Raw genomic sequence first — 23,407 nt, 5'->3', positions numbered from 1 at the left:
GTGCCGGGAGACGACACCGACGGATCGTCGTCCCGGCGGCCTGTGGCCGACACTGTGTAGGGTCCGCTCGTGCCGCTGACCGTGTCGGACGTGCTGCAGGTGCCGGCCCTCGCGGTGGGCCGGCCGGTCGTCCGCGCCGGCCGCGCGGGGCTCGGGACCGAGGTCCGGTGGGTGCACGTCAGCGAGCAGCGCCGGCCCGCGGGCACACTGAGCGGCGGCGACCTCGTCCTGTCGATCGGCGCCGCGATCGCCGACCCCGCCACCGACCACGCCGACTACCTCGCCGAGCTGCGCGACGCCGGGGCGGTCGCGCTCGTCGTCGAGCTCGGCCAGCACCTCACGACCCTGCCGAGCACGCTCGTACAGGCCGCCCGCCGGCTCCGGTTCCCGCTGGTCGAACTGCGGGACACCGTGCGCTTCATCGAGGTCACCGAGGTCGTCCACGCCCGCCTGCTGAACGACCAGTACACACGCCTGCAGTTCACCCAGACCGTCACCGAGACGTTCCGCTCGCTGCTGGTCGCCGCCGCCGGCGTCGACGAGGTGGTCGAGCGCGCCGCGCGCCTGCTCGGCGCCCCGGTGGTCCTGGAGGACCTCGCGCACCGGGCGATCGGCTTCGCCGGGGAGCCCGCGCGCAGCCTGCTCCGGGACTGGGGCGCGCGGTCCCGGCAGGCGCACGCGACCGCACCCGGGACCGGCACGGGCTGGCCCGAGGTCCCCGTCGGGCCACCGGGTGAACGGTGGGGGCGCCTGGTGGTCCCCCGCCGCGTCACCGACCCCGGACGGGCCTCGCTGGTCCTCAGGCAGGCCGGTGAGACCGTCACCGTCCTCACCCGGATCGCCGCCGCGACACCGGCCACCGCGCTCGAACCGCAGGGACGGCTCCTCGCGGACCTGCTGGACGGCCGGGCCGGCGACGACGACGAACGCGCCCGCGCGCAGGCCCTCGGGTTCGACCCCACCGGGCCGTTCCTGGTGCTCGTCGCGACGACGGCCGCTCCCGGTGACAGGGTGGTCCGGGACGCGGTCGGCGACCTGCGGCTGTCCGCACTGGTCGGGGTGCTGCGACCGGGCCGGGTCGGCGTCGTGGTCTCCGGCGCGGACGCGGAGACACCTGCCCACCTGCGCGCGCACCTCGACCACGACCGGGTCCCGGTGCTCGCCACGGCGGCCCGGGTCGCGCCGACGTTCGACCGGCTCCCCGGGCTGCTGATCGAGGCCCTGCGGGCGGCCGACGTGGCGCTCGCCTTCCCGCAGCCGGGTGCGTTCGTCTGGCGGCCGCGCGACCTCGGCGCCCGCGGGCTGGCCGCCGACCTCGGCGACGACCGTCGCCTGGCGGGCTACGTGGACGACCAGCTCGGCCCGCTGCTGGGCATGGCCGCGCCGCGGCGCGAGCCGCTGCTGGCCACCCTGCGGGCCTACCTCGACAGCGGCGGGCGGATGACCGGGTTCGCCGAGCGGATCGGCGTCGGGCGCGCCACCGCCTACGGACGGCTCGAGAAGCTCGCGGGCGTGCTGGACCGCGACCTCACCGATCCCTACCAGCGGACCTCGATCCACCTGGCCCTGCTCGCGTACGACGGGGGACGAGCTCAGGACGGCGGCGCGACCAGGCCGACGGCCGCCCGCTCCCCGGCGTCCAGGTCGTCGCCGTAGTAGGCGACGATCCCCTGCTTCACCGCGCCTGCCGCGCCCGGCCCGTCCCGGTCGACGATCGCCGCCAGCACCCGCGACGACCAGTGGTCGGCCAACCGGATCCGCTCGGCACGCTCGTCCGGCGCGCTCAGGATCCGCGCGTCGACCAGGTCGCCCATGACGCCCGCGAGCACCGAACCGGTGATCTCCACGAGCCGGTTCCCGGACGCCCGCCGGATCGTCGCCTGGAAGTCGTCGATCACCTGGCCCGCGCTCACGTCGCGCTCGAGCAGCGCCGGGATGGCCGAGCGGGCCACGTGCATCCGTTCGAGGTCCTCGGCGGTGCGGTTCGCCGCGGCGAGCAGGCACCCGGTCGACTCGAGGCTCAGCCGGAACTGCAGCAGCTCCACCCGGGACATGCCGTCGGTGCGGGCGAGCCGGCCCAGCGACTTGCGGAACACCGCCGGCGAGTACGCGAGCACCTGCGGGCCCCGCGGGTCGCCCGCCTCGGAGGACAGCACCCCGGTCGCCTGGAGCACCCGCATGGCCTCCCGGACGGTGGGGCGGCTGACCCCGAACTGCTCCATCAGCCGTCGCTCGCTGGGCAGCCGATCCCCGGGCTTCAGCTCGCCGCTGTCGATCGCGCTCTCGACCTGCGCGACGATCGCCTCGTACGCGCTGCGCTTGGTGATCTCCGAGAACGGCACGGTCCCCATCCTCCCGCTACCCGAGCGGCCAGGTCGGCCGCGCGGCGCCGGGACGGGCGTGCTCGTACCAGCGGGCGACGCGCAGGACGTCGACGTCGGCGAACCGGCGGCCGGCGAGCTGCACGCCCACCGGACGCCCGTCGGCGGTGAACCCGGCGTTCACGGTCGCCGCCGGCTGGTCGGACACGTTGTAGGGGGCGGTGAAGGCGATGTGGTCCAGCGCGGTCACCGGGTCGTCGGTCGGGCCGTGCTGCTCCGCCGGGAACGCCGCGACCGGTGCCACCGGGGAGAGCACGACGTCGTAGGGCCGGGTGGCCGCCGCCGTGGTGGCCCGCAGCTCCTGCACCCCGGAGTACGCGCCGAACGCCTCGGCACCACCGAGGCCCGCCGCGGCGCCGGCCCACTCACGGATGTAGGGCAGCACCCGCTCGCGCCGGTCCTCCGCCAGCGCGCTCAGGTCCACATGGGACCGCAGGCGCAGGAACAGGTCGAGCCGGGCCAGCAGGTCGGGGGTCACGAACGGCGGCAGCTCCTCGACCGCCGCCCCGGCCCGCTCGAACACGGCCGCGACCGCACGGACGGTTCCGGCGACCTCGGGGTCGGTGCCGATGCCGGACCCGGCGTCGGCGTGCACCGCGACCCGCATCCCGGCCACCTCGTCGTCGCGCAGGGGGGTGGTCGTGACCGACTCCCAGGGGGCGCTCGAGGCGATCCAGGTGTGGTCGCGGTCCAGCGGATCCGGGCGGGTGAGGACGCGCATCGCGAGCGCGACGTCGTCGATGCTGCGGGCGAGCGGGCCGATCGCCCGGCCCAGGTACGGCGGGTCGACCGGGACGGTGCCGTAGGTGGGCTTGAGCGAGGCCAGCCCGGTCCAGCCGGCGGGGAGCCGGATCGAGCCGCCGATGTCGCTGCCCACGTGCAGCGGGCCGAACCGGGCCGCCCCCGCGGCCGACGCCCCGGCGCTGGACCCGCCGACGGTCCAGGCCGGGTTCCACGGGCTGCGGGTGACGCCGTGCAGGCTCGATACCCCGGACGACAGCATCCCGTAGTCGGGCATGACGGTGGTGCCGAGCCGCACGGCGCCGGCGGCCGCGGTGGTCAGCGCGACCGGGCCGTCGACGGTGCGGGGCGGTGCGTCGTGCTGCGCCGCGGTGGCCGCGGTGACCGGCAGCCCGGCGACGGCGATGTTCTCCTTCAGCGTCAGCGGGACCCCGTCGAGCTCGCCGACGGGCGCACCCCCGGCCCACCGGACGGCCGCGGCGACCGCCTGTGCGCGGGCGAGGTCCGGATCGTGGTGGACGAAGGCGTTCAGCGTCGGCTCGTGCCGCGCGATCCGGGCGAGCACCGCCTCCAGCACCTCGACCGGGTCGACGGTGCGCTCCCGGAACCCGGCCAGCAGCTCGGTCGCGCTCAGGTCGGTGAGATCGCTGTGCACCCGCGTGGTCAACGGCTCTCCTCAGGGGTCGTGGACGGTGCGAACCGCAGCCGTGGGGTCGCCGCGACGAGGTCGGCGGTGAACCGGTGCCGGGGGTCGGCGTAGACGGCGCCGGTCGCGCCGGACTCGACGATCCGCCCGGACGCCATCACCAGCACCGAGTCGCACACGTGCCGGACCACCCCGAGGTCGTGCGAGATGAACAGCAGCGTCAGCGCGTACTCGTCGGCCAGCCCGGCGACGAGGTCGAGCACCTGGGCACGTACCGAGACGTCCAGGGCCGAGACCGGCTCGTCGGCGACGAGGATCCGCGGCCGGGTGACCAGGGCCCGGGCGATGGAGATGCGCTGGCGCTGGCCGCCGGAGAACTGGTGCGGGTAGCGGTCGAGTGCGTCGCCGTCGAGCCCGACCGCGGCCAGGACCTCCCGGCTCCGGTCGGCCGCCTCGGCGCGGCTCACCCCGTGCAGCGGCTCGGCGACGATCCGGGACACCTGCATCCGCGGGTCCAGCGAGCCCATCGGGTCCTGGAAGACCACGGCGACGTCGCGCCGCAGCCGGCGCAGGTCCTCCCGGGCCGCTCCGGCGGCCGGGATGTCGACGTCGCCGACCCGGACCGTGCCCGACGTCGGCCGGTCCAGCCCGGCGACCAGGCGCAGCAGTGTGGACTTCCCGGATCCGGACTCGCCGACGATGCCGAGCTTCTGGCCCTCGGCGACGTCGAGCGAGGCGTCCCGCAGGGCGTGCACCGGTTCACCGCGGCGCCCGATCCCCCGCCGCGCGCCCGGGTACTCGCGCCCGAGCCCGCGGGTCCGGATCAGCGGCTCGGTGCCGGTCACCGGGTTGAACACCGCGCACCCGGTGTCACCGTCTCCGGTGCCGCCGTCTCCGGTGCCGCCGTCGAGCGCGAGGTGCGGACGCGGCGCGGCGACGGCCGGCGACGGCCCGGCCGCGGCGCCCTCCGGCCGGGCTCCGTCCAGATCGGACGCGGCCAGCAGTGCCCTCGTGTACTCGTGCTGTGGCCCGGTGAACACCTCCGCGACCGGCCCCTGCTCGACGACGACGCCGCCGCGCATCACCGCCACCCGGTCGGCGACCGCGGAGACCACCGCGAGGTCGTGGCTGATGAACAGCAGCGCGGTGTCGCGGGCCCGGACCAGCTCGGCGACGATCTCGAGCACCTGGGCCTGGACGGTGACGTCGAGCGCGGTCGTGGGCTCGTCGCAGATCAGCAGCGCCGGGTCGTTGGCCAGCGCCGCCGCGATCACGACCCGCTGGCGCTGGCCGCCGGAGAGCTGGTGCGGGAACGCCCGGGCGGCCCGCTCCGGATCGGGCAGCCGCACCTGGTCGAGCAGCTCGACGGCGGCCCGCGCGGCGGCCGCGCGGCTCGGGGCGGTGCCGTGGCAGAGCAGGGTCTCGGCGACCTGCGCCCCGACCCGCATCAGCGGGTTCAGCGCGGTCATCGGTTCCTGGAAGACGATCGAGGCGACCCGGCCGCGGGTGCGGCTCAGGGTCCGTTCGTCGGTGTCGAGGACGTTCCCGGCGAGCCCGGGCAGCCGGACGTCGCCCTCGGCGCGCAGCTCGTCGTCCAGCAGGCCGAGCAGGGCGTACGCGGTGAGCGACTTGCCGCTGCCCGACTCCCCGATCAGCCCGACCCGTTCGCCCGGCGCGATGTCCAGGTCGAGGCCGTCGACGAGCGTCCCGGACGCGGAGCGGATGCGCAGGTCCCGGACCCGGACGGCGGTCCCGGCCGGGTCGTCCACAGTGGCCGCGGTCATCGGCGTGCCTCCGAGCGGGGGTCGAAGCGGTCCCGCAGGCCGTCGCCGAGCAGGTTGAGCCCGAGCACGGTCACCGCGATGGCGAGGCCGGGGAACAGGACCAGCGTCGGATGGTCGTAGAGGTAGCTCTGCCCCTCCTGCAGCATCCGGCCCCAGGACGGCGTCGGCGGGCGGGTGCCGAACCCGAGGTAGGACAGCGCGGCCTCGGCGAGCACCGCGATCGCGAACGCGACCGAGGCCTGCACGATCACCAGTCCGGAGATGTTCGGCAGCACGTGCCGGGTGGCGATCCACCAGGATCCGCGGTTCGCCGAGCGGGCGGCCAGCACGTACTCACGGGCCATGACCTGCAGCGTGCCGCTGCGCGAGACCCGGGCGAACGACGGCGCCGCGCCGATCCCGAGCGCGATGGCCGCGGTCGTCGCGCTCGCGCCCCAGACCGCGCCGAACACGATCGTCAGCAGCAGGGCCGGGAAGGCGAGGACGACGTCGACGGCCCGCATGAGCACGGCGTCGACCCAGCCGCGGCGGATCCCGGCCCAGATCCCGACCGGCACCCCGAGGAGGGTCGCGACCAGCACCGCCGAGACGCCGACCAGCAGCGTGATGCGGGCGCCGGCCATGAGCAGGCTGAGCACGTCACGGCCGTAGAGATCGGTCCCGAGCAGGTGCAGCCCGCCCGGGCCGAGCAGGCGCTCGTCCGGCGAGACCGGGATCGGGTCGTACGGCGTCCACACCAGCGAGATCAGCGCCGTCAGCACGACCAGGGCGAGGACGACCGCGCCGGACACGAGGTTGCCGCCGAGGTGGCGGCGGACCGGGGCGGGCGTGGTCGGAGCGGTCATGCCGATGCCTCCCGGAGACGCGGGTCGATCACCGCGTAGAGCAGGTCGACGACCAGGTTGATCAGCAGGACGGCGCCGACCAGGACCATCACCACGCCCTGGACGGCGGCCATGTCCCGGTTCGCGACCTTCTCCAGCAGCATCGACCCGAGTCCGTTGAGGACGAACACCCGCTCGACGACGACGGCCCCGACCAGCATCACGCCGAGCTGGACGCCGCTGATCGTCAGGACCGGGATCGCCGCGTTGCGCAGGCCGTGCCGGACCAGCGCTCGGGCCGGGGTGAGGCCCTTGGCCCGCGCGGTGCGCAGGAAGTCCTCGCCCATCACGTCGAGCACGGCCGAGCGGACGTAGCGGGAGATGACCGCGCCCTGGACGAGCCCCAGGGCGACCGCCGGCAGGGCGAGGTGCCAGAGCAGGCTCGGCAGTCCCTCGCCGGGACGGGACCAGCCGCCGGCCGGGAACCAGCCCAGCCGGACCGCGAACACGGTGATCAGCAGCAGCCCGGCGAGGAACGCGGGCACCGCGATGCCGAGCTGGCTCACCGCGGACAGCAGCACACCGTCCGCGCGACGGCGGCGGACCGCGGCGAGCACGCCCAGCGGGACCGCGACGGCGAGCGCGAGGACCATCGCGGACAGCACCAGCCAGGTGGTCACCGTCGCGCGGGTGAACAGCTCGGTCGCGATCGGCTCGCCGGTGACCGCCGAGACGCCGAAGTCGCCCTGCAGCAGGCCGCCCACCCAGCTCAGGTACTGCGCGACCAGCGGCCGGTCCAGGCCCATCTCCGCGCGCTGCGCGGCGAGCGCCTCCGGCGTGGCCGTGACGCCCAGCGCCACCTGGGCCGGGTCTCCGGGCACCACCGAGAGCAGCAGGAACACGACCAGCGACGCGACCAGTGCGGTCAGCACGAACGCCCCGAGGCGGCGGGCGAGGGACACGGCCATCAGCGGTTCCTCCGGGTCAGCCGCGCGCGAGGCGGGTCAGGTCGATGGACTCCGACGTCGAGTTCTCCGGCGCACCGGACACCTCGGCCGACACCACGTTGATCCACTGGGTGAGGTAGAGGAAGTCCGCCGCGGCACCCTCGGAGATCATCCGGGCGTAGTCGCGCATCCCGGCGGCGTACTCCCCGGGCGGCCCGGAGCGGGCGGCGGCCAGCACCGCGTCGGCGGCCGGGTCGTCGTAGCCGAAGTAGTAGTCCGGGTCGGAGAACTGCACGATGTCCCGCGGCTCCGAGTGGATGATCACCGCGAGCTGGTAGTCGTGGCCGGTGAGCACCTCGCCCAGCCAGACGGCCGGGAACTCGAGGATGCGCATGTCCACCCGGAACCCGGCCGCCTCCAGGTAGGACTGGACGGTCTGCCCGACCCGGACGTACTGCGGCAGGTTCGGCACCTTGAACGAGATCGCCGGGTGCGGGTCGCCGGCCTCGGCCAGCAGCTCCCGGGCCCGCTCCGGGTCGTAGGGATACGGGTCCGGCCGGTCCTCGTACCAGGGGTCGGTGGGCGGGACCATCGTCGCGAGCGGGATGCCGTAGCCCTCGGCGGCGACCTCGCGGACCCCGTCGGAGTCGACGGCGTGCCGGACGGCCCGGCGGAGGCGCACGTCGTCGAACGGGGCCGCCGCGTTGTTCATCGACAGCACCATCTCGGCGTCGGTGCTGCCGGTGGTGACGGTGAAGTCCGGGCTGTTCTCGAACTGCGGGAGCAGCTGCGGTGCGTCCACCCCGAGCGCGGCGTCGGCACCCCCGGTCATCAGCGCGTTGGTCTGCGCCGTCGGGTCGGTGTAGTAGTCCAGCGTGATCCGCTCCATCGGCGGCGGGCCGCCCCAGTACCCCTCGTGCGCGACCATCCGCATGCTGACGCCGCTGTCGTAGGACTCCACCGTGTACGGCCCGGTGCCCAGCGTGCGGGTCGCGAGGTCGTCGGTGCCGCCGGCGGCGAAGACGGTGCCTGCCGGGCCGGCGAGCGCGGTGAGGAAGGCGTTGTCCGGCTCGTCGAGCTCGACCCGGACCACCTGCGGCGAGACCGCCTCGGTGGCGACGATGCCGGACAGCTGCCCCGCCACGGCGTTGGTCCAGTCCGGCAGGGCGTCGAAGCTGGCGACGACGTCGTCGGCGGTCAGCGGGCGGCCGTCGGCGAACTCGACGCCCTCGCGCAGGGTGAAGGTGTAGCTCGTGCGGGCGTCGTCGACGGTCCACGAGCTCGCCAGCAGCGGGACGACGGCCCCCTCGGAGTCGATCTTCACCAGCGGCTCGTAGACGTTGTAGAGCAGTGCCTGCGGGATCGCGACGCCGGCGTTGCGCGTGTAGTCCAGGCTCGCGGGGGCGCGGCTGAGCGCGACGGTGACCTCGCCGGGTGCCGATCCCGAGGCCGCCGGGCCCGCCGCACACCCGGCGAGCGCCAGCGCGGCGACGGCGAGCGCGAGGAGCCGCGCGGCGGCGATGGACGCCGGCATCGGATCACCTCTCCCTGCTGTCGGAGGTGCTGACTGGTCTTACCAGTGACGTGACATGTCCCGCCAGACCTGGAATCGTCCGAACTGCCGGGTTCCCGGCCCGGAACGACGACGAGGAGGAGAAGACGTGGCGGATCCGGCGGCTCCCGCCCTGCCCGATCACCCCGCCGGCCTGCCCATCGGACCGGGCTGGGTCGACGACACCGACCTCGCGCCGGTCGTGTTCCCGTACGACGGGTCGATCGTCGCCCAGGCCCCGGTGGGCCGGGTCGAGCACGCCGAGGCCGCGCTCGAGGCGGGCCTGGCCGCGGTGCGTCCGGCCGGCCGGCTCACCGCGGCCGCGCGGCGGGCGATCCTTCTCGACGTCGAGCGCGAGCTCGTGCCGTTGCGGGAGCAGATGATCGACCTGCTCGTCGCCGAGACCGGCAAGACCCGGTCGGACTGCGCCGTGGAGTTCGACCGCACCGTGTTCACCTGGTCGGCGACCGCGGAGGAAGTCTCACACGCCCACGGCGAGACCGTGCCGCTGGACCTGCAGCCGGCCGGCCGCGGCATGATCGGGTTCTGGCAGCGCAAGCCGATCGGGCTGGTCATCGGCATCGCCGGGTTCAACGCCCCGCTGCTGCTCGCCAGCCACAAGATCGCGCCGTCGATCGCCGCGGGCTGCCCCGTGGTGTGCAAGCCGGCCCCCGCGACGCCGCTGGCCACCCTCTGGCTCGCCGACATCGTGCGCCGGGCCGCGGTCCGGCACGGCGCCCCCGCCGAGATCCTGCAGATCGTGACCGGCCCGCCGGACGTCGGGTCCCGGCTCACCACCGACCCCCGCATCGGCGCCGTGTCCTTCACCGGCTCGGCCGCGGTCGGGCACGCGATCGCCCGCGACGCCGCACCCCGCAGGACGCTGCTCGAGCTGGGGTCGAACGCCGCGCTCGTGGTGGACGCCGACGCGGATCTGGACCGCGCCGCGGACGCCGTGCTGCGCGGCGGCTTCTACTTCAACGGCCAGGCCTGCATCGCCGTCCAGCGGGTCATCGTGTGTGCCCCGGTGCTCGAGGAGTTCGTCGGGAAGCTCGGCGCGCGGATCGGCGAGCTCACCGTCGGCGATCCCCGCGACCCGGCCACCCGGGTCGCGCCGCTGATCGACCAGGCCTCCACCGACCGGGTCCTGGAGTGGATCACCGAGGCCGAGCGGGCGGGGGCGACGGTCCTGCACGGTGGGCGGGTGGTCGACCGCACCGTCGAACCGACGATCCTGCTCGACGTCCCGGAGTCGGAGAAGGCGTGGTGCGAGGAGATCTTCGCCCCGGTCGTCGCGATCCGGTCGGTGCCGGACCTGCCGACCGCGCTGGAGGCCGTGAACCGGTCGCGCTACGGCCTGCAGGCCAGTGTCTTCACCCGCTCGCTGGCCACCGCCTTCGCCGCGATCGAGGAGCTGGAGGTGGGCGGCGTCGTGATCAACGAGGTGCCCGGGTTCCGGTCCGACGTCATGCCCTACGGCGGGGTGAAGGACTCCGGGACCGGGCGCGAGGGCCCCCGCTTCGCGATCGAGGAACTGACCGTCACCCGCATGGCCGTCATCCGGCCGGAATGAGTAGCAGCATGAACGACTGCACCAGTCTGAACGACTACGGGAACCTGTTCCGGCTCGACGGGAAGCGCGCCGTCGTCATCGGCGCGGGCGGGATCGGCCACGAGGTCGTCCGCGGTCTCGCCGCGCACGGGGCGCACGTGATCTGCGTGGACCGCGACGCCGGGACCGCCGCGGAGGCCGCCGAGGCCGTCGGCGGCGAGGCACTCACCCTCGACGTGACCGACGCGGCGGCCGTGCACGACGCCGCGGCAGCACTCGGCGAGGTCGACGTCCTGGTGCTCACCGCGGCCATGAACGTCCGCAAGCGGATCCTCGACTACACGACCGAGGAGTTCCGGCAGGTCACCCGGCTCAACCTGGAGGCCACCTTCACCGTGCTGCAGGCCTTCGGGCGCGGCATGGTCGAGCGCGGGACGGGGAGCATCGTGGTGTTCTCCTCGATCCGCGGCCTCGTCGTCGAGCCCGGCCAGTCCGTCTACGCCGCGACCAAGGCCGGCGCGATCGGGCTGGTCAAGACCGCGGCGGTCGAGTTCGGCGAGGACGGGGTGCGGGTCAACGCGATCGCCCCCGGGGTGGTCGAGACCCCGCTGACCAGCCAGATCAAGGCGGACGAGCAGTGGTACGCCGCCTACGCGCAGAAGGGGGCGCTCGGCCGCTGGGCCCGGCCGTCCGAGCTCGTCGGGGCGGTGGTGTACCTGGCCTCGGACGCGGCCAGCTTCGTCACCGGATCGACGCTGATGGTCGACGGGGGCTGGACGGCCGTCGACGGGCGGTTCACCCCGCCCACCTGACCCCCGCTCACTTGGCCTCGACCAGGGTCACGCTGTTGCCGTCGGGGTCGGTCAGCTGCGCGAACTTCACCCGCTGCGAGGTCGTCTCGTCGTAGGGGAACTCCAGCCCCCGGTCGGCGAGCCGCTCGGCGACGGCGGCGAGATCGGCGACCTGGAGCGTCACCATGCTGCCGCCGGCCCGCTCGGCGTCGTGGACCAGCTGGAGCGTTCCCGCGGCGCCGAGGGCCCAGTCGGCGAGGATCGGCATGGGCCGCGCGGTCGGTTCCCGGCCGAGGACCATGGTCAGCCAGTCGATGCCGCGGTCCATGTCGCTTGTGGCCAGTCCGGCGAGGACTCCGACGATCTCGTGCTGCGGCTGGGTGGTCATGGCGGTGTGCTCCCCGGGTCGTCGGTCGGTCATGAGGGGTGACCGACCGACCGTCGCGAAGTCATCGGTACGGGACCGACCGGACGGAAGGACAGGAAAGGGTCAGGGACAGAACACGTCCTGATCCGGCAGCTCCCCGCGCACGAGGAAGGCCGTCGTCGCGCCGAGGGCGCACGGGCTGACGCCGAGGCCGGAGTAGACCCCGTGGCCGCTGCCGTTCGCGACCACCAGCCGGGACCGGTCACCGAACTTCTCGTCGATCAGCTCGGCACCGCGCAGCGGGGTGACCGGGTCGTACCGGTTCTGCACGACCAGCACGTTCGCCGGGCCCTCGTCGAGCACCTCGACGGGCGGCTCGGGAGGCTCGTACGGCCAGAACGCGCAGGGCAGGACGTTGGCGCTCGCCGCCCCGAAGATCGGGAACTTCTCGCGGTCCTCGGCCACCGCGCGCTGGTACACCGCCACGTCCCGCGGCCACGCGACGTCGTTGCAGGTCGTGGCGATGAACGCCGAGAACGCGTTGTCGGTCGGCGACGGCCCGCCCGGCGGCGGTACGGGTGGCGCGGCGGCGTCGCCGCTCAGCACCGACTCCCAGGCGGCGGCCGTCCGGCCGTAGGCGGTCTCGCCGTAGAGACCGACGAAGGTGAGCAGCCGGAACGTGCGCCCGTCGATCCCGCCGGAGGGCTGCTCGTCCAGCCGTCCGGCGAGCGTGAAGTACGTGGAGCGCACCTCGTCCGGTGTGGCCCCCAGCCCGTAGGTGTCGTGCCGGTCCGCGGCCCACCGCGCGAAGTCGTCGAAGGTCTCCTCGGCGCCGAGGGCGTAGCGCCGGATCCCGTCCTGATCGAGGTGGGTGTCCCCGATGTTGCTGTCGAGCACGACGCGGTCGGCCCGCTCCGGGAACATCGACGCGTAGGCCGCGCCGAGCGCCGAGCCGTAGGAGAACCCCAGGAAGCTCGCCTTCTCCTCGCCGAGCGCGGCACGGATCCGGTCGATGTCGCGGGCCACGTTCGCCGTCGTCACGTGCCGCAGGTGGCCGTTGTCGTCGTGCTCGCCGCAGCGCTGCGCCACCTCCCGCGCGATCTCGGCCTGCGCGAGGACCGCCGCGTCGTCGGCGGCGTAGGGCGGGATGTTCCCGGTGTAGTCCTGCTCGGTCGTGAAGCCGCAGCTCACCGGGGCCGAGTGCCCGACCCCGCGGGTGTCGAGGCCGATGAGGTCGTAGCCGTCCTGCACACCGGCCGGCAGGCCACGCTCGACGAGGTCGTTCGCGAACGAGAGACCGGAGCCACCCGGACCGCCCGGGTTGAGCACCAGCACGCCGCGCCGCTTCTCCGGCTTCCGGCTCGCCGATCTCGACACCATGATCTGGATCTGCTCGCCGTCCGGCTCGCCGTAGTCCAGCGGGACCGGGATCTGCGCGCACTGCAGGGCGACCAGCGGAGCGACGACGTCGGGTGGGCACGGCCCCCACTCCGGTCCCGCCGCCTGCTCCGGCACCGCCGTTCGCTGCGCCGGCGCCGCCGGTTCCCCGGCCACCGCCGGAGTCGCAATCACTCCTCCGGCCAGTCCCGCCAGCACGGCCAGCGCGCCCATGCGCCGTAGGTTCCGTCGTCCCCGCATCGTTCCCGTTCCCCCTGCCTTCGGATGATCGACTCCGGGTGGACGGTAGGGACGCCGGCCGGCGGGACACATCGGTCGAGCGGCTCCGCTCACCGACCGAAGACGTAGTCCGGCTCCGACTTCGGACGGAGCGGGTGCAGTACGGGAGGATCGTCTTCGTGGCGCGCGCCCCGGCCGACGATCTCGGCATCACGATGGACGAGCTGCGTCTGGTGACGCGGTACGTGCTCGTGAGCGCCGACGAGATCCTGCCCGTCTTCGAGGCGGCGAACCGGGAGGACCCACGCCCCCGCGCTGCCGTCGACGCCGCACGGCTCTTCGTCGACGGTGCGGCACGGTCCCGCCTGCAGCGGGTCACCTCACTCGCCGCACACCGGGCCGCTCGGGAGGTCGACGACGAGCAGGCGAGGTGCGCGGCCCGCGCTGCGGGCGATGCGGCGGCGGCCGCCTACCTCCATCCGCCCGAGCAGGTCCGGACCTGGACGTCGGCGCGCGCGAGGGAGACGCAGGTCGGGCACGTCCTGCGGGCCGCGGCCCACGCCGCCCGGGTGGCCGAGCTACGGGCGGGCGACGATCACGGCGTCGGTGCGCGCCACGTCGAGCAGTCGTTCCGGCGGGCGTCGCCCGGGCTCGTGGACGTCGTCCGGCGGTACCCGCGGATCGCGGCCGGGAGGAACCGGGTGGCTCAGCTGACCAGCGCGCTGGACGAGCTCCTCCGGCAGCCGTAGCCGTCCGTCCGGTCGGCCGGGCGCGCCGCGCTCATCGGTCGGCGCGCTCCGGCCGCGCCCGCACGGCCGACCCGCAGTGCGCTCACCGGCTCACTGCCCGTCCTTCTTCGCGACGAGGGTCAGGACGTCGTAGCGGGCGACCGACTCGCCGTCCTGGCGGGTCACGTCGGCGTCCCACCGGACCTCGCCGTAGCCGGCGGACTCGCGCGGGGTGATCTGCTTGCAGGTCAGCGTCACGGTCAGCTCGTCGTCGAACCGGACCGGGGTCAGGAACCGCAGCCCGTCGACCCCGAAGTTCGCCAGCACCGGGCCGGGATCCGGGTCGACGAACAGCCCCGCCGCGAGCGACACGACCAGGTAGCCGTGCGCCACCCGCTGCCCGAACAGCGGGTTCGCCGCGGCCGCGGCCTCGTCCATGTGTGCGTAGAAGGTGTCCCCGGTGAACTCGGCGAAGTGCTCCACATCGGACCGGGTGACCCGGCGGGGCCCGGCGACGAGCGCGTCGCCGGGGCGGAGCTCCTCGAGGTGCTTGCGGAACGGGTGCACATCGGACTCCCGGCGCTCGGCGCCGGCGACCCAGCGGCCGGTGATCGCCGCCAGCGAATCCGGGTCGGCCTGGATCGCGGTGCGCTGCATGTGGTGCAGCACCCCGCGGATGCCACCCATCTCCTCGCCGCCGCCGGCCCGTCCGGGTCCCCCGTGGACCAGCTGCGGCAGCGGGGAACCGTGCCCGGTCGACTCGCCCCCGTCCCGGGCGTTGAGCACGTGCAGCCGGCCGTGGAACGCCGCGATGCCCAGCACCACCTCGCGCACGAACTCCGGGTCGGCGGACACGATCGACCCGGCCAGCGAGCCCTGGCCCCGCGCCGCGTAGTCGATCAGCTGGGCGGTCGAGTCGTAGGGCAGCACCGTCGCCACCGGTCCGAACGCCTCGACCTCGTGCGGCTCGGCTCGTTCCGGGTCCCCGACCAGCAGCAGCGGGCTCACGAACGCGCCGCGGTCGGCGTCGGCGCCGGCGACCTCGACCCGGTCCGGATCGCCGAACACGATCCGGCCGGCGTCGGCCAGCGCCTTCACGCTGCGCCGGACCTCCTCGCGCTGGTCCAGGCTCGCCAGCGCACCCATCCGGACGCCCTCGGCGTCGGGCGCGCCGACGACCACCGTCGCCAGCCGGGCCGACGCCGCATCGACGACGGCGTCGACGTGCTCGCGGGGCACGAAGGCGCGCCGGATCGCGGTGCACTTCTGCCCGGCCTTGACCGTCATCTCGGTGGTGAGGGTCTTCACGAACAGGTCAAACTCCTCGGTGCCGGGGCCCGCGTCCGGGCCCAGGGCGGCGAGGTTGAGTGAGTCGGCCTCGGCGGTGAAGCGTACCGAGTTGCGGACGATCGCGGGGTGGCCGCGCAGGGTCTGCGCCGTGGCGGCGGACCCGGTGAAGGCCACCAGGTCCTGCCCGGTCAGGTGCTCGAACGCGTCACCCAGCGAGCCGGCGGCGAACTGGAGGGAACCCTCGGGCAGCAGGCCGGACGCGACGATCCGCTCGATCAGCACCGCGGTCAGCGCCGCGGTCGGCGTGGCCGGCTTGACCAGCGTCGGGACCCCGGCCAGGAAGGCCGGCGCGAACTTCTCCAGCGGGCCCCAGACGGGGAAGTTGAACGCGTTGATCTGCACCGCGACACCGCGGAGCGGGGTCAGGACGTGCTGGCCGAGGAATGTGCCGCCCTTGCCGAGCGGCTCGACCGTGCCCTCGACGTAGACGGTGTCGTCGGGCAGCTCCCGCTTGGCCTTCGAGGCGTAGCCGAGCAGCACGCCGATGCCGCCGTCGACGTCGAAGCGCGAGTCGGCCAGGGTCGCACCGGTCCGCTTCGAGGCGGCGTAGAGCTCCTCGCGGTGCTCGCGCAGGTACTGCCCGACGGCCTTGAGCAGCGCGGCGCGCTGGTGGAAGGTGAGCTCGCGCAGCGCCGGGCCGCCGACCCGGCGCGCGTGGTCCAGGGCGGCGGCGACGTCGAGGCCGGTGGTCGAGACCCGGGCGATCTCCTCGCCGGTCACGGCGTCGTAGACCGGACGGCCCTCGTCGGGGGCGGTGTACCAGTCGCCGGAGACGTAGCTGCGCAGCAGTGCGGTGGTCATCGAGCTCGCGCCTCCTCGCACGACGGACGAACGACCATTCGGTCGTTTCGGCAAGCTAGCACCGCCCGCGTCCGGCCGGGAAGGGTCGCCGCTCTTGCGATCAGCGCACCCGGGCGCCATGCTCAGACGAACGAACATTCGGTAGTAGAGGTGGAGCGATGACGGCGACCGACGAACGGCCCCCCGCCGACCTGGAGGCGCAGTTCGACGCGACGATCGCGGCGGACCGGCGGATCGAGCCGCGGGACTGGATGCCCGAGGCCTACCGGAAGACCCTGATCCGCCAGATCGCCCAGCACGCGCACTCCGAGATCATCGGCATGCAGCCGGAGGGCAACTGGCTGCTGCGCGCCCCGTCGCTGCGCCGCAAGGCGATCCTGCTGGCGAAGGTGCAGGACGAGGCCGGTCACGGCATGTACCTCTACGCGGCCGCGGAGACCCTGGGCGTGGACCGCGAGGAGCTGACCGAGAAGCTGATCGACGCGAAGCAGAAGTACTCGTCGATCTTCAACTACCCGACGCTGTCCTGGGCGGACATCGGGGTGATCGGCTGGCTGGTCGACGGCGCCGCGATCGCCAACCAGGTACCGCTGTGCCGCTGCTCCTACGGCCCCTACGCCCGGGCGATGATCCGGATCTGCAAGGAGGAGTCGTTCCACCAGCGGCAGGGCTACGAGTCCCTGCTCGCGCTGGTCAACGGCACCGACGCGCAGCGGGAGATGGTCCAGGAGTCGGTGGACCGGTGGTGGTGGCCGTCGCTGATGATGTTCGGCCCGGCCGACGGGGACTCCCCCAACACCCGGCAGTCGATGGCCTGGGGCATCAAGCGGCACACCAACGACGAGCTGCGCCAGCGGTTCGTGGACATGAGCGTCCCGCAGGCGCGGACCCTGGGTGTCACGCTGCCGGACCCGGCGCTGCGCTGGAACGACGAGCGGCAGGCGCACGACTTCGGTGAACCGGACTGGTCGGAGTTCCAGGCCGTGATCTCCGGGGCCGGGCCGGCGAACCAGCAGCGCCTGGCGCACCGGCGCCGCGCGCACGAGAACGGGGCCTGGGTCCGCGAGGCCGCCCGGGCCTACGCCGACAAGCGGGAGGCGCGGGCGTGACCGAGCAGGAGCTGACCGCCGAGGGCGGCCACGGAGCCGTCCCCACCACCGGCGTCGAGATCGGTGCCGGCGAGAAGCCGTCCCGGCGCGGCTGGCCGCTCTACGAGGTGTTCGTGCGCGGCAAGCGCGGGCTCAACCACGTCCACGTCGGGTCGCTGCACGCCGCCGACGACGAGATGGCCCTGCACAACGCGCGCGACGTCTACACCCGCCGCAACGAGGGCGTCAGCATCTGGGTGGTCCGCGCCGACGCGATCACCGCCTCCAGCCCGGACGAGAAGGACCCGTTCTTCGCCCCGAGCGCGGACAAGGTCTACCGGCACCCCACCTTCTACGCGATCCCGGAGGAGGTGCCGCACCTGTGAGCGGCGGGCACGACGACGAGAGCGTCTACGACGGCCTGACCGGGCACGACGACCCGCGCTGGGCGTTCGGCTCCGGGTTCGCCGAGTCCGAGGCCGACATCGTCGCCCCGGTCCCCGACGGCGCCGAGCCGGCGGACCTGGCCGCGTACTGCCAGATGCTCGGCGACGATGCCCTGGTCCTCAGCCACCGGCTCACCGAGTGGGTCTCGAACGCCCCGGAACTGGAGGAGGAGGTCGCGCTGGCCAACATCGCGCTCGACCTGCTGGGCCAGGCCCGGGTCCTGCTGGCCCGGGCCGGGCACGTGGAGGGAGCCGGCCGGGACGAGGACGACCTGGCCTACCGGCGCGACGCGGCCGGGTTCCGCTGCGTCGGGCTGGTCGAGCCCTCGGACGAACTGGACTTCGCCCGCGCGATCGCCCGGCTGCTGATGTTCTCCACGTGGCGGCTGGCGTTGCTCGCCCGGCTGGAGGGCTCGGCGGATCCGGTGATCGCCGCCGTCGCCGCCAAGGGGGTCAAGGAGGTCACCTATCACCGCGACTACGCGGCCCGCTGGACGCTGCGCCTCGGGGACGGCACCGCCGAGTCGCACGGCCGGATGCAGGACGGCCTGGCGTGGGCCTGGCCGTACCTGGACGAGCTGTTCCGCACCACCGACCAGGAACGCCGGCTGGTCGCGGCGGGGGTCGCGGCCGACCCCGCCGACACCCGCGACGAGGTCGACTCCGTCATCGACCAGGTCCTCGAGCGCGCGACCCTGACCCGCCCGGACGTGCGCCCGGCGGGCACGCTCGGCGGCCGCGGCGGCCGTCAGGGTGTGCACACCGAGAAGCTCGAGGACGCGCTGGCGGTCATGCAGAGCCTCGCCCGCAAGCACCCGGAGGCGACGTGGTGACCGGGGTCGACGCGCGCACCGTGGTCGACGCGAGCACCGTGGTCGACTCCGTGCCCGACCCCGAGATGCCGATGCTGACCCTGGCCGACCTGGGCGTGATCCGGTCGGTCACCGAGACCGCGACCCCGGCCGGGGTCGCGGTCCGGGTCGCGATCACCCCCACCTACTCGGGCTGCCCGGCGATCGAGGAGATGCGCGCCGACATCGCCCGCGGCCTGTCCGACGCCGGTTACGGGCCGGTCGAGGTCACCACGGTGTTCTCGCCGGCATGGAGCACGGACTGGATCAGCGAGGACGGCCGGCGCAAGCTCGCCGAGGCCGGTGTCGCCCCGCCCGGACCGTCGCCCGCCCGTCCGTCCGGCCCGATCCCGCTCACCCTCGACCTGCCGTCGCACACCGTGCGCTGTCCGCAGTGCGGTTCACCGGCGACCGAGGAGTTCTCCCGGTTCGGCCCGACCGCGTGCACCGCCCTGCGCCGGTGCACGTCGTGCCAGGAGCCCTTCCAGCACATGAAGGAGATCTGAGGGTGCGTGAGCATCGCAGCGAGCCCCGGCGAGCGAGGAGCGGAGCGCGCCCGATGATCGACCGGACCAGCAAGGAGATCTGAGGGTGCGGGAACGCCGGGTTCCGTAGGGTCGACGCGGGATCCCGACCGCCGTCGTCCGGGCCGCTGAGCACTCTCACCGAGGAGAACGATCGAACGTGACCGGCAGCAACTCCCCCCGCCCGCTGGACGGGCTGCACGTCGTCGAGTGCGCGAGTTTCGTCGCCGGCCCGACCGGCGGGATGACCCTCGCCCAGCTCGGCGCCTCGGTGATCCGGATCGACCCGGTCGGCGGCGGGCCGGACCACGGGCGCTGGCCCGCGGCCGGGCACGGCACGGGTGACTCCTACTACTGGGCCTCGCTCAACAAGGGCAAGCGCTCGATCACCGTCGACATGCGTTCCGAGGAGGGCCGCGAGCTCGTCGTCGGCCTCGCGACCGCCCCGGGCCCGGACCGCGGGGTGCTGGTCGACAACGTCGTCGGACGGCGCTGGATGTCCAACGACGTGCTCGCCGCCCGCCGGGAGGACCTCGTCCACGTCCGCGTGCAGGGCTATCCCGACGGACGCCCGGCCGTCGACTACACGGTGAACGCCGAGGTCGGGATCCCGCAGATCACCGGCGCCGAGGAGGGCGCCGCCCCGGTCAACCACGTGCTGCCCGCGTGGGACCTGGTCACCGGCCTCACCGTCTCGACCACCGTCCTCGCCGCGCTGCACCAGCGCGCCCGCACCGGCCGGGGTGTGTACTCCGAGATCGCGCTGTCCGACGTCGCGCTCGCCGGCGTCGCCAACCTCGGCTGGCTGTCCGAGGCCGAGGAGCACGGCCACGAGCGCCCCCGGCACGGCAACCACGTCTACGGCAGCTTCGGCGTCGACTTCGCCTGCTCCGACGGGGCCCGGGTGATGGTCGTCGCACTCACCCCCGGCCAGTGGAACGCGCTGCTCACCGTCACCAAGACCGAGGCCGTCTTCGCCGCGCTCGAGCAGGCCCTCGACGCCGACCTCACCGACGAGACCGAGCGCTACCGGCTGCGCGAGACCATCGCCGCCGTCCTGCGACCGTGGTTCGGGGCCCGCGACTCGGCCACCGTGGAGACCGAACTCAACGCCGCCCGGGTGCTGTGGGGCCGCTACCAGGGCATGAGCAGGGTCGCCGGGCAGTACCGGGACGGCGCCCACCCGCTGCTCGCCGACCTGGCCCTGCCGGGCGGGGGCACCGGCATCACCGCCCGCTCCCCGATCCGCTGGGACGGTGCGCACGGTGAGGCCGGTGGGGCTCCCCGGCTGGGACGGGAGACCGACGAGGTCCTCGCCGGCGAGCTCGGGTTGTCGGCGGCCGAGATCGGTGCGTTGCACGACCGGGGCGTCGTCGGCTGAACCTGCCCTCCGGCAGTTCGGGACGGCGGAGCCCGGGTCACCGCATCTCGCGCCGCAGGCTCAGCAGGTACGAGACCGGCGAGTCGCGGACCGCGTCCCGGCGCTCCTGCCGCCGCCGGCGCAGGTAGGGCAGCACGGTCAGCGCGGCGGACACCGGCAGCACGAACAAGCTGCCGACACCGGTGTGGTCGGCTGCGGCCGCGGCCGCAGCGGCGGTGGCCAGCCCCAGGCCCGCCGCCGCGGCGGTGGCGGGTTCGAACTTGAGGCTCAGCATCCCGAGCGCGGTGTCGATCCGGCGTCCGGACAGCGCGGCCCGCAACTCCTCCACCCGGGGGCGGGTCTCGGTCCGGTACAGCTCCCGCAGGTGCACGGTCGCGCCCTGGACCCCGTCGATCCGGGCGATCTCCTCGATCGTCGGCCGCAGCGACGCGACATGGCTGCGGAACGCGGCGAGCTGCGCGTCGTGGTCGGCGCGGAACTCGACGATGCGCTCGACCGGCACCTCGTCCAGTCCGGTCGGCGTCAGCGCGGCCTCGACCGAGATCTGCATGTAGAAGGTCTGGAGCTCGTCGGTACGGGCGGTCACGGCCGGACGGAACGTGTCGACCGTGTCGAGCTGGATGCCGAGGACGTCGAGCATCCGGTTCGCGGACGCGTCGCCGAAGGCCCGGTGTGCCAGCGGATCGTCGGTCGCCGCGTCGAACCGGTTCCGCGCGGCGACGCTGTGGGTGAGCAGGGCGATGTAGATCTCGGCGAGGGCCGGGTGCACGGCGAGCCACTCCGGGTTCTCACGCTCGTTGCAGTACGCGAGTCGCGCGGAGAGCAACTCCTCGCGGAGGCCGGTGTTCATGCGGGCCTCACCGGGCGTCCATATCCAGGTCGCACCCGGCGCCTCGTGCACCCAGGGGGCCCGGACGTGGTTGAACAGCCATTCCCGGTACTCCCACGGCCTCGCATCGGTCGACCAGATCGAGCGGACCCTCGGCGTGGAGCCGAGCAGTTCCCGGAGCCCGTCCGCGGCCGCGTCGAGATCCTCCGGCTCGGGGGTGAGATCGGTCAGGAACGTCGGGAGCTCCCGACGGACCGCCGCCGCGACCGGCCTCTCCGGCTCGGGGTAGCCGGTCGGGCGCATCCGGGCGACGTGGCCGTGTGTCAGCAGCGCCGTCTTCAGCCAGGCATCGGTGAGGAAGTAGGCGTGCGGGTAGTAGAGCGTCACAGGCGGTAACCCGGCCACTGCCGCAGGGTGCACGTCGACGATCGTTCCGCGCAATCGTCAGGATCGGGTATCCGGATCAGGGCGGTTCCGGACAGGACCGCGAACGGCGCCTCTGCACGGAGTGCCTCACCAGTTCTGGTGAGTCCGAACAGCCGCGGCTAACGGCCTTCCGGCGGCGCCGATTCAGTCGGCGACCAGCGTCCGTCTCCAGCCCTGGGAACACCTCATGCAGAGCACCGTCCGGTTTCTGATCAGTGCGGTCGTCACAGCCGTCGCGGTTGCGGGCGGAGGCTCGGCGTACGCCTCGCAGGCAGCGACCGCGCCGACCGTCGATCGACCGGTGACGGTCCCCGCGGCGGCGGGCTCGCCGACGCTGCGGCTGCCTGCCTCGACGTCGGCCGTGGACGCGGTCACGGCCGCCCGAACGGCGGTCGACGACGTACTCGCGGCCCGTGCCACCGCCGCCGGCGAGCAGGCACAGCGCCGGTACGCCACCTCCGGGTCGGCGCAGTACGACTACTACGTCAACGGCCCGGGTGCCATCGAGATCGCTCAGGAGAACGCGCTGCAGGCGTGCCGCGAGCAGACCGGAATGACCACCGCGGAGTGCCTGGCCGACGCGGCCGCGGGAAACGCGAGCTGATCCCCTCTCCTACCGGGGGGCCTCCACGGACGTCCGCGGCTCCGGCGCCGTCTCGATCACCGCGACCGTCGCCACCATCAGCACCGCGGCGACGACCGGGGTGAACGGCGCGAACGCCGACAGCCCGAGCAGCACGCCGAGGGTCGCGACGACGACGTTGCGACCGGCGGCCAGCGCCGGACGGAGCGACAGCGCCCAGACGCCCAGCACGAAGACCGCGACCGGCACCGTGAGCGTCGCCCCGGCCGCGGCGGCCGGCAGCCCGGTCGCGGAGGTGTCGACGTCGACGGCCACCGCGATCCCCGCCGAGAACGCGCCGGCCGCGGCGAACACCAGGTAGTGGCCGTAGCCGAACACCCACGCTCGTCGCGTGTCCCGCAGGTGCTCGTGCCGCTCGCGGGCGAAGTAGATCCACCACATCCCCGCCGCCAGGACCAGGCCGCACCCGGAGACCAGCAGCAGGGGCGCGAGGTGTTCCGCGGTCGACAGCGCGTCGACGACGGCGGTGGTCGACGCGAGGACCGACTCGCCGAGCAGGATCAGGGTGAACAGGCTGTAGCGCTCGGCGATGTGCTGCGGGTGCGACGGCGTGGGCCGCGCCCGCTCGGCCAGCATCGGCACCGCGAGTTCGCCGAGGGCGAGGACCACGAACCCGGCCGTCCCCGGGAACCACACGGCCCAGACGACCCACAGCACCTGCAGCACGACGATCCCGCCGGCGTAGCGCAGCGCGGTCGTGCGCAGGTCCGGGTGCGAGCCGGCAGCGCGCAGCCACTGCGCCACCAGCGCCAGCCGCATGATCACGTACCCGGTGACGACGACGCCGTAGCCGGTCCCGGTCATCGCCGCCGGGGTGCCGGCGGCCAGGACCAGCGCCCCGGCCATCTGCACCAGGGTGGTGACCCGGTAGAGCCAGTCGTCGACGTCGAACGCGGAGGCGAACCAGGTGAAGTTCATCCAGGCCCACCAGATCCCGAAGAACACCAGCAGGTAGGAGCCGACGCCGGCGCCGATCTCCCCGCCGGTCTCGGTGTGGTGCAGGCTCGCCGACGACAGCGACACCGCCACCACGAACACCAGGTCGAAGAACAGCTCCAGCGGGCTCGCGACGCGGTGCCGTTCGGCCGGGTCGCGCGGGCTCATCGGGCGCAGACCGAGGTTCACGCCACCATGGTTG

At 74.0% G+C, this 23,407-nt stretch carries 21 protein-coding genes; 10 read left to right on the top strand and 11 right to left on the bottom strand.

From position 1 onward, the window contains the following. The first annotated feature begins 69 nt into the window (after positions 1-69). A complete protein-coding gene (locus tag WIS52_RS20975) occupies positions 70-1,656 on the top strand; it encodes a PucR family transcriptional regulator (protein WP_349300017.1) in 1,587 nt (528 codons plus the stop codon). Here WIS52_RS20975 and WIS52_RS20970 read toward each other — a convergent pair. Genes WIS52_RS20970 through WIS52_RS20945 form a run of 6 tightly spaced genes read right to left on the bottom strand, consistent with a single transcriptional unit; the run spans position 1,593 to position 8,857 of the window. Next, entirely contained in the window at positions 1,593-2,342 is a 750-nt protein-coding gene (locus WIS52_RS20970) for a FadR/GntR family transcriptional regulator (RefSeq protein ID WP_349300016.1), read from the bottom strand. The two genes, WIS52_RS20975 and WIS52_RS20970, sit on opposite strands and share 64 nt — an antisense overlap. A gap of 16 nt (positions 2,343-2,358) precedes the next feature. After that, entirely contained in the window at positions 2,359-3,789 is a 1,431-nt protein-coding gene (locus tag WIS52_RS20965) for an amidase (protein ID WP_349300015.1), read from the bottom strand. Then, complete coding sequence (locus WIS52_RS20960; protein ID WP_349300014.1) at positions 3,786-5,552, bottom strand: ABC transporter ATP-binding protein; 1,767 nt, start codon at positions 5,550-5,552, stop codon at positions 3,786-3,788. The genes WIS52_RS20965 and WIS52_RS20960 overlap by 4 nt, the downstream gene beginning before the upstream one ends. Beyond that, positions 5,549-6,397: an ABC transporter permease gene (locus tag WIS52_RS20955; RefSeq protein ID WP_349300013.1), complete on the bottom strand. Its 849-nt coding sequence runs from the start codon at positions 6,395-6,397 to the stop codon at positions 5,549-5,551. The genes WIS52_RS20960 and WIS52_RS20955 overlap by 4 nt, the downstream gene beginning before the upstream one ends. Beyond that, positions 6,394-7,344 carry an ABC transporter permease gene (locus WIS52_RS20950; protein ID WP_349300012.1) on the bottom strand — a complete coding sequence of 317 codons (951 nt, stop codon included), beginning with the start codon at positions 7,342-7,344 and terminating at the stop codon, positions 6,394-6,396. The genes WIS52_RS20955 and WIS52_RS20950 overlap by 4 nt, the downstream gene beginning before the upstream one ends. Before the next feature lie 16 nt (positions 7,345-7,360). Then, positions 7,361-8,857, bottom strand: a complete 1,497-nt coding sequence (locus WIS52_RS20945) for an ABC transporter substrate-binding protein (protein ID WP_349300011.1) — start codon at positions 8,855-8,857, stop codon at positions 7,361-7,363. 151 nt (positions 8,858-9,008) lie between these two features. Here WIS52_RS20945 and WIS52_RS20940 point away from each other — a divergent pair, with 151 nt between their 5' ends. After that, positions 9,009-10,448: an aldehyde dehydrogenase family protein gene (locus tag WIS52_RS20940; protein ID WP_349300270.1), complete on the top strand. Its 1,440-nt coding sequence runs from the start codon at positions 9,009-9,011 to the stop codon at positions 10,446-10,448. A gap of 8 nt (positions 10,449-10,456) precedes the next feature. Then, the gene (locus WIS52_RS20935) at positions 10,457-11,239 is read left to right on the top strand and encodes an SDR family NAD(P)-dependent oxidoreductase (protein ID WP_349300010.1); all 783 of its coding nucleotides are present in this window, start codon (positions 10,457-10,459) and stop codon (positions 11,237-11,239) included. A gap of 7 nt (positions 11,240-11,246) precedes the next feature. Here the strand turns inward: WIS52_RS20935 and WIS52_RS20930 are convergent, their stop codons facing one another. Together WIS52_RS20930 and WIS52_RS20925 are read right to left on the bottom strand one after the other, a co-directional pair. Next, complete coding sequence (locus WIS52_RS20930) at positions 11,247-11,606, bottom strand: VOC family protein (protein ID WP_349300009.1); 360 nt, start codon at positions 11,604-11,606, stop codon at positions 11,247-11,249. A gap of 102 nt (positions 11,607-11,708) precedes the next feature. Next, positions 11,709-13,196 carry an alpha/beta hydrolase gene (locus WIS52_RS20925; protein WP_349300008.1) on the bottom strand — a complete coding sequence of 496 codons (1,488 nt, stop codon included), beginning with the start codon at positions 13,194-13,196 and terminating at the stop codon, positions 11,709-11,711. A gap of 185 nt (positions 13,197-13,381) precedes the next feature. Between WIS52_RS20925 and WIS52_RS20920 the strand changes: the two genes are divergently transcribed. After that, positions 13,382-13,951 (top strand): putative immunity protein, encoded by a 570-nt coding sequence (locus tag WIS52_RS20920; protein WP_349300007.1) that lies wholly within the window; start codon positions 13,382-13,384, stop codon positions 13,949-13,951. Between the two features lie 90 nt (positions 13,952-14,041). Here WIS52_RS20920 and paaZ read toward each other — a convergent pair whose 3' ends face one another. Continuing rightward, entirely contained in the window at positions 14,042-16,081 is a 2,040-nt protein-coding gene (gene paaZ, locus WIS52_RS20915; protein ID WP_349300006.1) for a phenylacetic acid degradation bifunctional protein PaaZ, read from the bottom strand. A 158-nt stretch (positions 16,082-16,239) separates the two neighbouring features. On the opposite strand from paaZ, the gene paaA reads away from it, so the two are divergent. From paaA to WIS52_RS20890, 5 genes are all read left to right on the top strand, one after another. Next, on the top strand, positions 16,240-17,190 hold the full coding sequence (gene paaA, locus WIS52_RS20910; RefSeq protein WP_349300005.1) for a 1,2-phenylacetyl-CoA epoxidase subunit PaaA: 951 nt from the start codon (positions 16,240-16,242) through the stop codon (positions 17,188-17,190). Positions 17,191-17,249: 59 nt separating this feature from the next. After that, positions 17,250-17,555, top strand: coding sequence for a 1,2-phenylacetyl-CoA epoxidase subunit PaaB (gene paaB / locus WIS52_RS20905; RefSeq protein WP_349300269.1), 306 nt, complete (start codon positions 17,250-17,252; stop codon positions 17,553-17,555). Beyond that, on the top strand, positions 17,552-18,448 hold the full coding sequence (paaC, locus tag WIS52_RS20900) for a 1,2-phenylacetyl-CoA epoxidase subunit PaaC (RefSeq protein WP_349300004.1): 897 nt from the start codon (positions 17,552-17,554) through the stop codon (positions 18,446-18,448). The genes paaB and paaC overlap by 4 nt, the downstream gene beginning before the upstream one ends. Before the next feature lie 20 nt (positions 18,449-18,468). Beyond that, positions 18,469-18,972 carry a 1,2-phenylacetyl-CoA epoxidase subunit PaaD gene (paaD, locus tag WIS52_RS20895; RefSeq protein ID WP_379611389.1) on the top strand — a complete coding sequence of 168 codons (504 nt, stop codon included), beginning with the start codon at positions 18,469-18,471 and terminating at the stop codon, positions 18,970-18,972. A gap of 178 nt (positions 18,973-19,150) precedes the next feature. Then, entirely contained in the window at positions 19,151-20,371 is a 1,221-nt protein-coding gene (locus WIS52_RS20890) for a CoA transferase (RefSeq protein ID WP_349300002.1), read from the top strand. 37 nt (positions 20,372-20,408) lie between these two features. Here the strand turns inward: WIS52_RS20890 and WIS52_RS20885 are convergent, their stop codons facing one another. After that, positions 20,409-21,587 carry a DUF6236 family protein gene (locus tag WIS52_RS20885; protein WP_349300001.1) on the bottom strand — a complete coding sequence of 393 codons (1,179 nt, stop codon included), beginning with the start codon at positions 21,585-21,587 and terminating at the stop codon, positions 20,409-20,411. A 340-nt stretch (positions 21,588-21,927) separates the two neighbouring features. Here WIS52_RS20885 and WIS52_RS20880 point away from each other — a divergent pair, with 340 nt between their 5' ends. Further along, positions 21,928-22,230: a hypothetical protein gene (locus WIS52_RS20880; RefSeq protein WP_349300000.1), complete on the top strand. Its 303-nt coding sequence runs from the start codon at positions 21,928-21,930 to the stop codon at positions 22,228-22,230. A 9-nt stretch (positions 22,231-22,239) separates the two neighbouring features. Here WIS52_RS20880 and WIS52_RS20875 read toward each other — a convergent pair whose 3' ends face one another. Beyond that, positions 22,240-23,394 carry a low temperature requirement protein A gene (locus tag WIS52_RS20875; protein ID WP_349299999.1) on the bottom strand — a complete coding sequence of 385 codons (1,155 nt, stop codon included), beginning with the start codon at positions 23,392-23,394 and terminating at the stop codon, positions 22,240-22,242. Positions 23,395-23,407 lie beyond the last annotated feature (13 nt).

Source organism: Pseudonocardia nematodicida, assembly GCF_040105385.1.
GTDB classification, from domain to species: Bacteria; Actinomycetota; Actinomycetes; order Mycobacteriales; family Pseudonocardiaceae; genus Pseudonocardia; species Pseudonocardia nematodicida.
Note: the sequence above shows the minus strand (reverse complement) of the source record. Positions and strands in the feature narration are given on the sequence as shown.

Coding starts and splice junctions, on each gene's coding strand:
- WIS52_RS20960 (WP_349300014.1), bottom strand. CDS start 5,552: ATGACCGCGGCCACTGTGGACGACCCGGCCGGGACCGCCGTCCGGGTC.
- WIS52_RS20955 (WP_349300013.1), bottom strand. CDS start 6,397: ATGACCGCTCCGACCACGCCCGCCCCGGTCCGCCGCCACCTCGGCGGC.
- WIS52_RS20950 (WP_349300012.1), bottom strand. CDS start 7,344: ATGGCCGTGTCCCTCGCCCGCCGCCTCGGGGCGTTCGTGCTGACCGCA.
- WIS52_RS20945 (WP_349300011.1), bottom strand. CDS start 8,857: ATGCCGGCGTCCATCGCCGCCGCGCGGCTCCTCGCGCTCGCCGTCGCC.
- WIS52_RS20935 (WP_349300010.1), top strand. CDS start 10,457: ATGAACGACTGCACCAGTCTGAACGACTACGGGAACCTGTTCCGGCTC.
- WIS52_RS20930 (WP_349300009.1), bottom strand. CDS start 11,606: ATGACCACCCAGCCGCAGCACGAGATCGTCGGAGTCCTCGCCGGACTG.
- WIS52_RS20925 (WP_349300008.1), bottom strand. CDS start 13,196: ATGGGCGCGCTGGCCGTGCTGGCGGGACTGGCCGGAGGAGTGATTGCG.
- paaZ (WP_349300006.1), bottom strand. CDS start 16,081: ATGACCACCGCACTGCTGCGCAGCTACGTCTCCGGCGACTGGTACACC.
- paaA (WP_349300005.1), top strand. CDS start 16,240: ATGACGGCGACCGACGAACGGCCCCCCGCCGACCTGGAGGCGCAGTTC.